This is a genomic window from Mesorhizobium yinganensis (genome assembly GCF_040081985.1).
GTDB lineage: Bacteria > Pseudomonadota > Alphaproteobacteria > Rhizobiales > Rhizobiaceae > Kumtagia > Kumtagia yinganensis.
Map to the genome: position 1 here is coordinate 714,095 of NZ_JBEBMH010000002.1, position 12,923 is coordinate 727,017.

Below are 12,923 nucleotides of genomic sequence, written 5' to 3' on the forward strand. Positions count from 1 at the left end.
ACCGCAATCCATGCCGATCCGTGGCCTGCCAACCGTCCAGTCACTCCAAAAACGCCCGTGGGAGCGTCCGGCACCCAAGATTTTCGCGATATTTCTGGCGTTTCGGCCGCTTCTATGATCTTGCGTTCCCTCCGTGATTTGTCACAAACGGGTGATGGGGTTAAGCCGCGAGGCGTCATGGGACCTGGAAATGCGCGAGTCGAATTCGCTCCTTGAACTCTTCCCCAGGCGCACGCTCGTCCGCGAGGGCGGACCGCTCTATCGCCAACTGGCCGACATCCTTCGGCGGCCTATCGCGGAAGGCGTGCTGGCGGTCGGCGAGGAACTGCCCAAGGAAGCCAGCATCGCCGACCATTTCGGCGTCAGCCTGATCACGGTGCGCCACGCTCTGAGGGATCTGGAAGACAGCGGCCTGATCAGGAAGCGCTCGGCCAAGCCGGCGGTGGTGGCGGCGCGCGACGCGGAGGCCCCGGTCTGGCATATGGCGAATTTCACCGACATCGCCGCCTTCGCGCGCGATGCCTCGCTCAACGTGCTTTCCTACCGCCGAGAGAGCCCTCCCCTGCTCCAGCAGTATTTTGGCGCCCGCAAGGGCGAGGCCGGATACTGCCTTCGCTCGGTGCTCAAGTCGGGCGAGGAGAAAAAGGTCTACATCACCACCTATTTTCCCGCGGAGGTCGGGGAGCGGCTGAGCCGCCGCGATTTCACCGACGTGCTGATCTTCGATACGGTGCAGCGCAAGTTCGGGCTGCGGCTGGCGGTGGCGCATATGACGGTGCGCGCCGAAGTGGCCGACGCCACCGCCGCGGAAGTGCTGGATATCGAGCCGGGCTCGGCGCTGCTCATCGTCGAGATGCTCTACCAGGCGTCCGACGGCCGAAACGTTGAGCTCTCGGTGGCCCGCCACCCGGCCGATCGCTTTTCCATCACCTATGACGCGCCCAACGACCGTGGCTGACGCCTTGCAAGCCGTCGCGTCGATAGCCTGTAAACCGGGCGGGCCAGCCGCTACGGTGCCTTGAGGCGGGAGGCGGCGATGGTTCGCAAACCGGACGATGGCGACAGGAAACCCGGCGAACGTCTTGGCGTTCGCGAGATCGCCAGGCGCGTCGGCGTCGCGCCGATGACGGTGTCGCGCGTACTGTCCAATCCAGACATCGTCTCGGCCGAAACGCGCTCGAAAGTCCTGCAGGCCATCGAGGAAGCCGGTTTCGTGCCGAACCGGCTGGCCTCCTCGATGCGCGGCAACGGCCGGATGATCGGCACCGTCGTCCCGCCGCTGATCAATTCCGGTATCGCCGAGCAGGTGCAGGGCATGTCGGACGAATGCCATGAAGGCGGCTATTCGATGCTCTTGGTGCAAGGCGAGTTCACCCAGGAGGGCGAAGAACAGGCGATCCGCACCCTGCTCGGCTGGCGGCCGGCCGGCATGATTTTGCAGAGTTTCGTTCAAAGCGACACGGCCCGCGCCCTGCTGCTTTCCAGCGGCGCGCCGGTCGTGGAAATCTCGGAGATCAAGGGCCGAAAACCGCTCGACATGGTCGTCGGCGTCTCCAACTTCGAGACCGCCTATGCGATGACCATGCATCTTGCCGCCAAAGGCTACAAACGCATCGGCTTCGTGTCGACGCCGATCCATGGTAACGACCGCCTGCAACAGCGCCGCACCGGCTATCATGCAGCGCTCTCCGAACTCGGTTTCGACAATTCTGGCGACATGGAGGTCGAGGTGCCGATCACCGCGCAGGGCGGCGCGGAAGCGCTGGTCACCTTGACCGACCGGCACGCCGATATCGACGCCATCTTCTTTTCCAGCGACACGCTTGCCGTCGGCGCTATCCAGGAATGCCACCGCCGCCGCTGGCCGGTGCCGGAGCGCATCGCGATCGCCGGCTACGGCGACATGGACCTCGCCGCGCAGCTCGTGCCGTCGCTCACCACGGTAAAAGTCAACCGCTACGAAATGGGCCGCCGCGCGGTGCGCCAACTGCTGGCCCGGCTTTCCGGCGACGCAAAAGTCCCGACCATCACCAGTCTCGGGTTCGAGATCGTCGACCGGGAGAGTGCGTAGGACGGCATGCCTGAAATTGCCTCCCTATGAAATCACTTAAAAGCCAAGTGATACCGGTGGCGGTCAAGCGTGACCTTCCTCGATATCAGAACGCGAAAACGCCTGTATCGCCAAACGCATGACGCATGGCGTTACAATTCCCCGACAAAAGCGTGTCCGGCGGTCATGACGTATCCATTCGCCCCGCGGCGTGGAGGGCGATTGCGTGCTGAGACGTCACGAGACAGGCCCATCCAATCGCAGGCGCGCGCCGCGCATGACGCTCGTCCGGCCCGCCGCGAAACAGCCGGCCAGCAAGACCCTGCCAGCAGCCGAAAAATGCGGCCAGCGCACGCAAGCAGCGCGCGAGCCGCAACGCCTCGAGGCAACCGTCGAAATCCGGCGCATGGACTTTCGCGGGAGGCATGGCAAGCACACCGCCGACCCGCCGGATGGCAAATTCCCGCGCGACGGCCTCGGCATGCCGCATGAGCGGCAGCAGCAAGACGCGGAGAAAGAATGGCTGAACGCAAAGAAGCTCGGCCAAAACGGCCAGCCGAAGCAGCATGATCGAGATGCTCTTCAGCCTTTTCCGATCCTCCTCGACCTCACCGCTGTTCATTCCGTCCTCCGTTCAAGGACAATAACAGAGAGTGGATAAAGATCAAGGAAATTATTCCTATGCCTCGTTCGGCTATCGAAAGGAAGGCAGACGACCTTGCGGAGCGGTAGGAATCAGCCGTGATATGGATCGGGCGAATGAAATGGGTTCTGGCTCGGCCTGTTCGGCCAATCGACTCCTTCGCAGGCTGGGGATGACCCTACCTGGTGGTAAACACGTCAAAGAATTGGCCGAGAGCCAACTTTACGCCTTCCGCGTCCCCAGCCGCTTCTCCCACCCCTCCGCATGCACGTTGAGATAGGCGTGCGGGTCGTAGGGGTGCTGCTTGATCGCGTCGATGTTCAGGTCGATGCCGAGACCGGGCGCGTCGGGAAGCGACAAATGACCGTTCGACGCATCGACGGTCGGATGCCAGGTGACCAGATCGCGTGTCCACGGGTCGTTGAAGGCGTCGAAATGCTCCTGGATCAGGAAGTTGGGAACAGCCGCGGCCAGTTGCAGGCACACCGCCGTCGCCACGGGGCCGCCGCTCTGGTGCGGCGCGATGTGACTGCCATGGGCGAAGGCCAGGTTCGCGACTTGCATCGACGGCGCGATGCCGCCGAGCGACATTGGTTCGGGCTGAAAAATGTTGACGCCACCGCCGGCGGCCAGGCTGTAGAACTGGCCGACCGTGTCGTACATCTCGCCGGTCGCCACAGGAATCGGCGAGCGATGCGCCACCTCATGCACCGTCTCCTGCCGGTCGCGCGAGGTCGGCTCCTCCCACCAGTAGATGTCGAGGTCGGCGAACTTTTGCGCCGCCTGCAACGCGGCGATCTCGGTGAAGCGCGCATGCACGTCGATCAGGATGCGCGTGTCGGCCGGCAGTTTGTCCCGCAACGCGCGGCATATCTCGTAGGAAAGCTCCAGTTCCTCGCGTGAGATGAAACCCTGCGCGGTGCCGAATGGGTCGAGCTTGAACGCCTTGAAGCCCTGTTCGAGCACAGCCTTCGCCGCTTCGAGGAAGCTTTCGGGCGTGCGCTCGGTGCGGTACCAGCCATTGGCGTAGCCCAGCACCGTGTCGCGCACCTGCCCGCCCAGCAATTGATGGATCGGCACGCCGAGGCTTTTGCCCAGAATGTCCCAGCAGGCGACCTCGACCGCCGCGATCACCGTGCGGTGAATATGGCCACCATCGAGCGACACGCTGTCCAGCATGCGTTTCGACAGCGCGTTGATCCGGCGCGGGTCCTGGCCGATCGCCAGATGCTTGAGTTCATGTACCCCGGCTTCGGTGGTCCGGATGAAGCCGTTCAGCGTGCCCTCGCCGATGCCGTGGATTTCCTTGTCCGTGTGGACTTTTACGAACAGCCAGTTCTTCCAGCCGGCGCCGACGGTGAAGGTTTCGATCTCGGTGATTTTCATATCGACCTACTGCAATCCAGCGATTGTCGCGACCACCGCCTCGGTCGTCAGGCCATAGCGCGCCTGCAAGGTCGGGACCGCGCCGCATTCGATGAAACGGTCGGGCAGGCCGATGCGGGTCACTTTTCGCGACACGCCCGCGTCGAAGAGCGTCTCGACCACGAGGCTGCCGAGCCCACCCACGACGACATGGTTTTCCGCCGTCACCACATGGCCGACGCCTGCGGCGAATTCCGCTACTGCCTGCGCGTCGAAAGGTTTTATCGTCGGTACATGCAGCACCGCGACCGACACGTCGCGACCCGCCAGAACCTCGGCGGCGTCGAGCGCGCGCTCGGTCATGAAGCCGGTCGAGACGATGCCGACATCCGCGCCATCACGCAGCTTTCGCGCCTTGCCGATCTCGAATTTTTGGCCCGGCTCCAGCACGACCGGCACGACGCCGCGCAGCAGGCGCATATAGACCGGGCCGGGATGGTCGGCGATCGCCTCGGTCGCCGCTTCGATCTCGGTGGCGTCGCAGGGATCGATCACCGTCAGGCCGGGGATCATGCGCATGAGAGCGAGGTCCTCGATCGCCTGGTGCGTGCCGCCGTAACCCGTCGTCAGGCCCGGCAGGCCGGCGACGATCTTCACATTGAGGTTGGAGTGGGCGAGCGCGATGGCGATGAAATCGAAGGCGCGCCGGCTGGCGAACACGCCGTAGGTCGTAGCGAAAGGCGTCAGCCCGGTGCGCGCCATTCCGGCGGCGACCGCCACCAGGTTCTGCTCGGCCATGCCGACATTGAAGAAGCGCTGCGGGAAGGCGTCACGGAACGGCAGGATGTCGGTGTATTTGCCGAGGTCGGCGGTCAGCCCGACGATGTCGGAGCGCGTCTGACCAAGCCGCGCCAGCGCCCGGCCGAACGGCGCCTCGACCGTCGCACGCTCCCGCGCGGCCGCCTCGTTCTCGCCCATGGCGAGCGTGCGGCCCGCCTCCATCAGTTTGCCGCTCATGCCGCGCCTCCCACGCTCTGCTCGAACGTAGCGATGATGCCGTCCCATTCGCCGATATCGACGCGGAAGAAATGCGACTTCTCGCTGGTCTCGATGCGCGGCACGCCTTTGCCGGGCAGGGTGCGCAGCACGATCGCCTTGGGTTTTCCATTGCGCTGGCGGGCATAGGCGAGCGCGCTGACCACCGCCGCCATGTCGTTGCCGTCGATCTCAAAAGTCTCCCAGCCGAAGGCACGCCATTTGTCGGTGACCGGTTCCATGTCGAGCACCACCGGGCCGTCAGCCTGGATGCCGTTGCAGTCGATCAGCGCGATGAGGCGGTCCAGCCGGAAATGGCTGGCCGACATGGCCGCCTCCCAGGTCGAGCCTTCCTGCATTTCGCCGTCCGACAGTTCGACGAAGACGCGCGCGTCCGACCGGTGGACGCGAAGGCCCAGCGCCTGGCCGACCCCCTGCCCCAGCCCGTGGCCGAGCGAGCCGCCGATCACCTCCACGCCGGGCGTGGTGTCGAGCGTCGACATCTCCAGCCGGCTGTCGTCGGCGCCATAGGTCCGAAGTTCGTCCACCGGAATGATGCCGGCCTCGGCGAGTGCCGCCCATAGCGCGATCGAATAATGGCCGGTCGACAGCAGGAAGCGGTCGCGGTCGGCCCAGGTTAGGTTTTCCGGATCGTAGCGCAGTTCGTGGAAATAGAGCGCCGCCAGCAGGTCGGCGATGCCGAGCCCCTGGCCGATGTAACCGGCACCCTGGCCGCGGGCCATTGTGAGCATATGGCGGCGCAGTCGTGTCGCCTTCTGCCGCAGCGCGGCGATGTCGGCCTCGCCGGGAGGAGAGTTTCGCAGCATTGTTCGTCAGTCCTTGTCCAGGCCGCCGGACATGTTGAGCCGTTCGGCGGTCATGTAGGCGGGGGCGTCGAGTGCCAGCCAGACCACCGCCTCGGCGACTTCGGCGATCTCGGCGCGGCGGCCGAGCGGGATACGGCGGGTGCGCTCGTCGAGGAACGCCTGGATGTCGTTGCGGCCGGCAATGCGGGCGAGGTCGATCTCGGTCGAGCGCTGCATCTCCGTGTCCATCATGCCCGGCGCCAGGCTGTTGACCAGCACGCCATAGGGCGCCAGCGCGACGGCGGCGGCGCGGGTGATGGAATCGACGCCTGCCTTGCTCGCTGTGTAGGCCGTGTAGTCCGGCAGCGCCATGCGCGAGCCCGGCGAGGTGATGTTGACGATGCGGCCAGACCGCTGGTCGCGCATGACGCGGCCTGCCGCCTTGCAGGCCATGGCGAGCGCAGTGACGTTGAGCGCCAGCGTGCGGGTCCAGGCCTTATGCGTGGCTTCCAGGAACGGCTCGATCACGCCGTAGCCGGCATTGTTGACCAGAATGTCGATGCCGCCCCAGCGCTCGACCACCTTCTGCACCGCCGCTTCCGGTGCGCCTTCCTGCGTGAAATCGCCGACGATCTCCTCGGCTTCGACGCCATGCGCGCGGATCAGTTGTGCCGTCTCGGCGGTACCCACAGCGTTGATGTCGGCGATGGCGACGTGGCAGCCGCGCGCCGCCAGTTGCGCAGCCACCTCTCGGCCAAGGCCGCCGGCAGCCCCGGTGATTAGCGCGCGGCCACGCGGCGCGATGTTTTCCGCAATCGACAAACCATCCTCCCAGCGGTCTTTTTTGATCTTGTTACCGGTACCATAGTTGTCTGTCAACGACGGCATGTCAACGATGCATCCGTGACCGGGATCCCCTATCCGACTTCCAATGGGACAAGTGCCGTAACCGGTTAGCTGCCCTCGTCCGGTGCCTCCGACCAGAACCGGATGCGAGGCCGAGGGTAGGTGACGTCGCCAAAATCAAACGTATTGAAAATTATAATAGCATTATATCTTGACTTTCTCCTGGCGCGCCTACACGCTCCGTCAACCCGCTGCAGCCGCATGGGAGTCGAGATCGAAAGCGCGGCCGCCGGGCGAAATTGACTTTGGATTTTGGTACCGGTAACAATACAATGTATTGCCCGGCAAGGCGGCGCAGTCCGCCGAGGGCGTCGAGGAAACGCAGGAGGAGAACCATGCGACTGAAGACTTTGTGCGCCGGTTTCGCGGCGCTTGCCGCGGCGGTCGCGGCCATCGGCACGGCGCCGGCCGTGGCCCAGGACAAGAAACCCTACGTCATCTACCTCTCGAACAATTTCGTCGGCAACGACTGGCGCCAGCAGATGCAGCGCGTCGCCCAGGTGTCGGTCGACAAGGGCCCGCTGAAGGGCCGGGTCGAACTGCACATCGAGGTCGCCGAAGGCACCGTGCAGGCGCAGATCAATTCGCTGAACAACATCATCCGCGCCAAGCCGGACGCCATCCTGGTCGATGCCGCGTCCGATTCCGCGCTCAACCCGACCATCAAGAAGGCCTGCGACGCCGGCATCGTCGTCATCAGCTTCGACCAGGTGGTGACCGAGCCCTGCGCGCTGACGCTCGCCTCCAACTGGGAGCGCATCCCGGCCGTCATGGCCGAGTGGATGGCCGTGCAGCTCGGCGGCAAGGGCAACGTGCTGCTCGACCGCGGGCTGGCCGGCGCGCCGATTTCGGCGCAGCTGCAGGAAGGCTACCAGAAGGTGCTCGCCAACTATCCCGACATCAAGGTGGTCGGCGAATACAATGGCGAATACGCGCTCGGCCCGGAACAGGCCGGCGTCGCGGCCCTTCTCGCGGCCAATCCGCAGGTCGACGGTATTTTGACCCAGGGCTACGGGTCCGGAGCGATCCAGGCGCTGAAGGACGCCGGCCGGCCGATGGTTCCGGTTGTCGGCTTCTCCTACAATGTCGCAGCACTGACCTGCGTCGAGAGCGGCGCAAAATGCATTCTCGGCTCAAACCCGGCCTATCTTTCGTCCGAGGCGATCAAGCTCGCGGTCGAAATCCTCGACACCGGCAAGAAGCCTGAAAACCGCTCGATCGAGGTCGAGGGCGATTTCGTCACCACCACGCCGTTCGAGAGCAAGCTTTTCCCGGGCACCAAGATGCAGACCATCGAGGTCGGCAAGAACGCCTTCCCCGACCAGGCGCCCGGCCTGACGCTGCCGATCACGCCGGACTGGGTGGAGATCACCGCCGCGGAAGCCGCCGGAACGAAGTAATCCAGGTTGCGGACAAAACCTCCCGGCATGACAATGCCGGGAGGTTTTTCGTAACTCCGTTCGGTTCGAGCACAGTCATGGACCTCGTCGTCGCAACCGGCCTGTCGAAGCGCTATGGCGGCATCGTCGCGCTGAGCGAGGCCGCGTTCAGCGCCCGCGCCGGCGAGGTGCATGCGCTGCTCGGCGAGAACGGCGCCGGCAAGAGCACCTTCATCCAGATCCTGTCCGGAGCGGTGCGCCATGATGGCGGCACCCTTCTCGTCGACGGCCAGGATTATCGCCCGGCCAACCCCGACGCAGCGCAGGCGCGCGGCATCGCCGCGGTGTTCCAGGAACTGTCGCTCATCCCCGATCTCAGCGTCGAGCAGAACATCTGGTTCCGCCGTGAACCGCGCACGCTGGTCGGCATGGTCGACCGCGCGGTGCTGCGACGCAAGACACTGGACCTGCTCGGCAAATACGATTTTCCCGCACTCCGCCCCGATCAGGAACTGCGCCGCCTGACGCTCGCCGAACGGCAGATCGTCGAGATCGCGAAAGGGCTCGCCAAGGAGCCGCGCGTGCTCATCCTCGACGAGGCGACATCCGCCCTGCCCGCGCGCGAGGCCGAGTGGCTGCTCAGACTGACGCGGCGGCTGGCGGCCGAGGGCCGGCTGGTCATCTTCATCTCGCACCGCATGGCCGAAGTGCGCGCCATCGCCGACCGCCTCACCATTTTCCGCAACGGCCGCACCGTCGCCGCGCATGACGCCGGCGCCGTCTCCGACGGCGAGATCGTCACGCAGATGATCGGCCGCAATCTCGATCGCCTCTATCCGGAGCGCGTGCCCACTGCCACGGACCGCATCGCGCTTCGCGTCGACGGCCTGTCGAGCGGGCGGCTCTCCGGCGTCGGTTTTTCGCTCCGCGAGGGCGAGGTGCTGGGCGTCGGCGGTCTGCAGGGCCACGGCCAGCGCGAACTGTTCCAGGCCCTGTTCGGCGCGGCCAAGGCGAGCGGCAGCATCGAACTCTGGGGCAAACCCGCCTCGATCCGCAATCCGCGCGCCGCGCTGACCGGCCGCGACGGCATCGCGCTTGTGCCGGAAGACCGGCGCGGCCAGGGCCTGCTGCTCACCAAGAGCGTGCGCGAGAACCTGACGCTGGCCGTCATCAAGCGCTTCACGGAAAAAGGCTTTCTCAGCGCCCGCAAGGAAGAGGCGCTGGTCAAGGAGATGGTCGATTTCCTGCGCATCAAGACGCAGACGCCGGAGCAACTGGCCGGAACGCTGTCGGGCGGCAACCAGCAGAAGGTGATCTTCGGAAAGATGCTGCTCACCGAGGCGCGCGTGCTGCTGTTGTTCGACCCGACACGTGGCGTCGACGTCGGCACCAAGGGCGAGATTTTTCAATTGATGCGCGATCTCGCAGCCAAGGGCTACGCGATCCTCTTCCATTCCAGCGATATGCCGGAACTCGTTCACGTGGCCGACCGCGTCATGGTGATGCGCAACGGTTGCATCGCCGCGACGCTGGAAGGCAAGCGCATCTCCGAGGAAGGCATTTTAGGCGCCGCCATGCTCGAGAGCGAGGCGGCGTGACCTTGCTCGCCGAAAAAGCGCCCCCACACGCCGCCACACAAAGCTCGACGCGAGATTGGAGCGGCTGGGCGCTCGACCGCGCGCCGTTCCTCGTCGCCTGCCTGATGCTTGCCGTCATCGTCGGCGTCTACGGGTCCTACCAGACCGGCGTTTTCACGCTCGACGAACTGAACCTCGACACCGCAGCCGCCATGACGCTCATGCTGGCGGCGACCGGCCAGACCATCGTGCTCTTGCGCGGCGGCATCGACCTTTCCATCGGCGGCATGATCAGCCTCGGCACCGTGATCGCGGCGACGCGCTTCACCGACGATCCGGCAACCGTGCTGTTCTGGTCGCTGCTCGTGCTGGCGCTGGGAGCGGCCATCGGCGCGCTCAACGGCCTGCTGATCTCCGTGCTGAAATTGCAGCCCTTCCTGGTGACGCTGGCGACATGGTCCATCCTCAACGGCACGGCGATGATCATCCTGCCGACCGACGGCGGCAGTGTGCCGGGCTGGTGGCTGGGTTTCGGCTACCTGACCCTGTTCGGCCTTTCCAGCCCGGTCTGGATGCTGCTTGCCCTGCTCCTGTTCTGGTGGTGGTTCCGCTGGACGCGGCTCGGCATCACCATCCAGGCGACCGGCTCGAACGAGAAATCCGCCTTCCTGTCCGGCGTGTCGATCACCCGCATCAACGTGCTGACCTACGGCCTCTCCGGCCTGTTCGCGGCGGGCGCTGCGCTCTACCTCACAACCCAGACCGGCGCCGGTTCACCGACCATCGGCAAGGATTACATCCTCCCCTCCGTCGCGGCTGCCGTCATCGGCGGCGTCAGCCTATTCGGCGGGCGCGGGCATCTGGCCGGTACGCTGGTCGGCGCCTTCATCCTCACCCTCATCGGCAACCTCGTATTCGTGCTGAAGATCTCCAGCTACTGGCAGCCGGTCGCCTCCGGCGTCATCCTGCTGCTGTCGGTGCTGGCAAGCTCGCTTGCCGAAAAGGCGGCGCGCGGGAGGTCGGCATGAGTTCCTTCCTCGCCCGCAACCGGCTGATCCTGCTCGCTTATGCCGGCATGGTGCTGCTGCTCGTGGTCACCGCGCTGTTCTCGCCGGGTTTCCTGTCGGCCTCCAACATGCGCTCGACCGTGGTGCTCGCCGCCTTCGTCGGCATCGTTGCGCTCGGCCAGACCTTTGTCATTATCGGCGGCGGCATCGACCTGTCGGTGCCCTGGGTCCTGAACTCGGCGGCGATCATCATGGCGCTGCTCTGCGCCGGCCAGGATTTGCCGCTGGTCTGGGTCGCGCCGATGGTGCTCGCCGCGGGTGCTGCGATCGGCCTGATCAACGGCCTCGGCGTCGCGCAGTTCGGCGTGCCGCCGATCATCATGACGCTCGCCACCAACGTCATCCTGCAGGGCCTGATCCTGGTCGTCACCGGCGGCTCCCCCAGCCCGGCAGCACCCGCGGTGATCAAATTCCTGTCGGTCGGCAGGCTGGGGCCGATCCCAGTCATCGCCCTGATCTGGCTGGCGCTGACGCTGGTCGCGACGTTGCTTCTGTCCAAGGCGGCGTTCGGCCGCCATCTCTACGCACTCGGCACCAGCGCCACCGTCGCCGAATTTTCGGGCGTGCCGACGGCGCGCACGACGGTGCTGACCTACGTCATTTCCGGCACCACGGCCGCACTCGCCGGCATGCTGCTAACCGGCTATTCGGGCGTCGCCTATCTCGGCATGGGCGACGCCTATCTGTTCACCTCGATTGCCGCGGTGGCAATTGGCGGCGCGTCGATCCTGGGCGGCAGCGGCCACTATCTCGGCACGGTCGCCGGCGCCATGGTGCTGACCATCCTGACGGGGCTGCTGCCCGCACTCAACCTGTCCAGCGGCGCGCTGCTGGTCGTCTACGGCGCGGTTATCCTGATCACCGTTTCGCTGGGCAGCGAGGCATTTGCCGGCCTCGCCGGCACGCTGCGCCGATCCACCCGCAAGACATGAGGGGCTGAAGAATGGTCGAGATCACCTGCGTCGTCGATACCAAAGCCGAACTCGGCGAAGGCACGCTGTGGGACCCGAAGGCCGGCGTGCTGTGGTGGATCGACATCTGGAGCAAGCACATCCACCGCTACGATCCGACGACCGGCAAGAGCGACACGTTCGAGACTCCCGAATTTCTCGGCTGCATCGGCCTGCGCGAGAAAGGCGGGCTGGTGCTCACCATGGCCAACGGCTTTCACTTCTTCGACCCCGAGACCGGCACGTTCGAAGCGATCACCGATCCGGAGGCCTCGATGCCTGACACCCGCTTTAACGACGGCAAGCCGGACCGGCAGGGCCGCTTCTGGTCGGGCTCGATGTTCGAGGTGCCAGGCCGAAAAATCGAGTTCGTCGGCTCGCTCTATCGCATGGACCCCGACCTGTCGGTCCACAGGATGATCGAGGGCGTCGGCTGCTCGAACGGCCTTGCCTTCAGCCCCGACAGCAAGACCATGTATTTCTCCGACAGCCATTCCGGCCGCGTCGACGCCTACGACTTCGATCCCGCGACAGGAGACATCGAGAACCGCCGCACCTTCATCGACATGACGGTCACCGGCGGCGTCGCCGACGGCGCAACGGTCGATGCGGAAGGCTGCTACTGGGTCACCATCCCGGTCACGTCAAAAGTCTGCCGCTACGATCCCGACGGCAAGCTGATGCAGACCGTGGTGCTGCCCACCGACCTGCCGACCTGCTGCGAGTTCGGCGGCAAGGATCTCGACGTGCTCTATGTCACTACAGCCGTGCTGAAACGCCCGGCCGAGCATTTCGCCGGCCAGAAGAATCCCGGCGGGTTGTTCGCGCTCGATGTCGGCGTGAAAGGACTAACGCTGCCGGCGTTCAAGGGGTGAGGACGTCGGCGGCCACCGACAGTGTTATGACTTGACGAATGATCCTCCGCTTCTCGCCTGCGGCGAGACGCTAAGGCATCACCCCCTTGTATCTGCACGAGAGTGATTTTGTGCGATTGCAGCGACTGAACCTCGAACCGGATGGCCATCCGGTTCGAGGTTTGGCGAAGTCGCCCGTACCCCCTTCGGCCACAACCGTCGGTGAGCCTGGGATCTTCGCCTTTGTCACGCACGACCGAATAGTCGCTTGGCTCCAATCGCACGCACAAG

Annotated in this window: 12 protein-coding genes; 7 read left to right on the forward strand and 5 right to left on the reverse strand. The window is 65.2% G+C overall.

Annotated elements, in window-relative coordinates; genetic code table 11:
* The first annotated feature begins 190 nt into the window (after positions 1-190).
* Positions 191-958, forward strand: a complete 768-nt coding sequence (locus ABMA59_RS07140) for a GntR family transcriptional regulator (RefSeq protein ID WP_349004617.1) — start codon at positions 191-193, stop codon at positions 956-958.
* A gap of 78 nt (positions 959-1,036) precedes the next feature.
* The gene (locus ABMA59_RS07145; RefSeq protein WP_349004618.1) at positions 1,037-2,071 is read left to right on the forward strand and encodes a LacI family DNA-binding transcriptional regulator; all 1,035 of its coding nucleotides are present in this window, start codon (positions 1,037-1,039) and stop codon (positions 2,069-2,071) included.
* 163 nt (positions 2,072-2,234) lie between these two features.
* Here ABMA59_RS07145 and ABMA59_RS07150 read toward each other — a convergent pair whose 3' ends face one another.
* The 5 genes from ABMA59_RS07150 to ABMA59_RS07170 form a co-directional block, all read right to left on the reverse strand.
* A complete protein-coding gene (locus ABMA59_RS07150; protein WP_349004619.1) occupies positions 2,235-2,618 on the reverse strand; it encodes a hypothetical protein in 384 nt (127 codons plus the stop codon).
* A gap of 297 nt (positions 2,619-2,915) precedes the next feature.
* The gene (locus ABMA59_RS07155; protein ID WP_349004620.1) at positions 2,916-4,079 is read right to left on the reverse strand and encodes a mandelate racemase/muconate lactonizing enzyme family protein; all 1,164 of its coding nucleotides are present in this window, start codon (positions 4,077-4,079) and stop codon (positions 2,916-2,918) included.
* Between the two features lie 6 nt (positions 4,080-4,085).
* Entirely contained in the window at positions 4,086-5,075 is a 990-nt protein-coding gene (locus ABMA59_RS07160; RefSeq protein ID WP_349004621.1) for a transketolase family protein, read from the reverse strand.
* Positions 5,072-5,920 carry a transketolase gene (locus tag ABMA59_RS07165; RefSeq protein WP_349004622.1) on the reverse strand — a complete coding sequence of 283 codons (849 nt, stop codon included), beginning with the start codon at positions 5,918-5,920 and terminating at the stop codon, positions 5,072-5,074. Before ABMA59_RS07165 ends, ABMA59_RS07160 begins: the two co-directional genes overlap by 4 nt.
* A 6-nt stretch (positions 5,921-5,926) precedes the next feature.
* The gene (locus tag ABMA59_RS07170) at positions 5,927-6,787 is read right to left on the reverse strand and encodes an SDR family NAD(P)-dependent oxidoreductase (RefSeq protein ID WP_349004623.1); all 861 of its coding nucleotides are present in this window, start codon (positions 6,785-6,787) and stop codon (positions 5,927-5,929) included.
* Between the two features lie 353 nt (positions 6,788-7,140).
* Between ABMA59_RS07170 and ABMA59_RS07175 the strand changes: the two genes are divergently transcribed.
* The 5 genes from ABMA59_RS07175 to ABMA59_RS07195 all read left to right on the forward strand — a co-directional run bounded on the left by ABMA59_RS07175 (position 7,141) and on the right by ABMA59_RS07195 (position 12,653).
* On the forward strand, positions 7,141-8,205 hold the full coding sequence (locus tag ABMA59_RS07175) for a substrate-binding domain-containing protein (protein WP_349004624.1): 1,065 nt from the start codon (positions 7,141-7,143) through the stop codon (positions 8,203-8,205).
* 77 nt (positions 8,206-8,282) lie between these two features.
* Positions 8,283-9,782 carry a sugar ABC transporter ATP-binding protein gene (locus tag ABMA59_RS07180; protein ID WP_349004625.1) on the forward strand — a complete coding sequence of 500 codons (1,500 nt, stop codon included), beginning with the start codon at positions 8,283-8,285 and terminating at the stop codon, positions 9,780-9,782.
* A gap of 2 nt (positions 9,783-9,784) precedes the next feature.
* Positions 9,785-10,789, forward strand: coding sequence for an ABC transporter permease (locus ABMA59_RS07185; protein ID WP_349004626.1), 1,005 nt, complete (start codon positions 9,785-9,787; stop codon positions 10,787-10,789).
* A complete protein-coding gene (locus ABMA59_RS07190; RefSeq protein WP_349004627.1) occupies positions 10,786-11,760 on the forward strand; it encodes an ABC transporter permease in 975 nt (324 codons plus the stop codon). The genes ABMA59_RS07185 and ABMA59_RS07190 overlap by 4 nt, the downstream gene beginning before the upstream one ends.
* Before the next feature lie 11 nt (positions 11,761-11,771).
* Positions 11,772-12,653: an SMP-30/gluconolactonase/LRE family protein gene (locus ABMA59_RS07195; protein WP_349004628.1), complete on the forward strand. Its 882-nt coding sequence runs from the start codon at positions 11,772-11,774 to the stop codon at positions 12,651-12,653.
* Positions 12,654-12,923: the final 270 nt, after the last annotated feature.

Bases quoted from the DNA above. Each gene is read 5' to 3' on its own strand.
- ABMA59_RS07140 (WP_349004617.1), top strand. From the start codon at position 191: ATGCGCGAGTCGAATTCGCTCCTTGAACTCTTCCCCAGGCGCACGCTC.
- ABMA59_RS07145 (WP_349004618.1), top strand. From the start codon at position 1,037: ATGGTTCGCAAACCGGACGATGGCGACAGGAAACCCGGCGAACGTCTT.
- ABMA59_RS07150 (WP_349004619.1), bottom strand. From the start codon at position 2,618: ATGCTGCTTCGGCTGGCCGTTTTGGCCGAGCTTCTTTGCGTTCAGCCA.
- ABMA59_RS07155 (WP_349004620.1), bottom strand. From the start codon at position 4,079: ATGAAAATCACCGAGATCGAAACCTTCACCGTCGGCGCCGGCTGGAAG.
- ABMA59_RS07160 (WP_349004621.1), bottom strand. From the start codon at position 5,075: ATGAGCGGCAAACTGATGGAGGCGGGCCGCACGCTCGCCATGGGCGAG.
- ABMA59_RS07165 (WP_349004622.1), bottom strand. From the start codon at position 5,920: ATGCTGCGAAACTCTCCTCCCGGCGAGGCCGACATCGCCGCGCTGCGG.
- ABMA59_RS07170 (WP_349004623.1), bottom strand. From the start codon at position 6,787: ATGCCGTCGTTGACAGACAACTATGGTACCGGTAACAAGATCAAAAAA.
- ABMA59_RS07175 (WP_349004624.1), top strand. From the start codon at position 7,141: ATGCGACTGAAGACTTTGTGCGCCGGTTTCGCGGCGCTTGCCGCGGCG.
- ABMA59_RS07180 (WP_349004625.1), top strand. From the start codon at position 8,283: ATGGACCTCGTCGTCGCAACCGGCCTGTCGAAGCGCTATGGCGGCATC.
- ABMA59_RS07190 (WP_349004627.1), top strand. From the start codon at position 10,786: ATGAGTTCCTTCCTCGCCCGCAACCGGCTGATCCTGCTCGCTTATGCC.
- ABMA59_RS07195 (WP_349004628.1), top strand. From the start codon at position 11,772: ATGGTCGAGATCACCTGCGTCGTCGATACCAAAGCCGAACTCGGCGAA.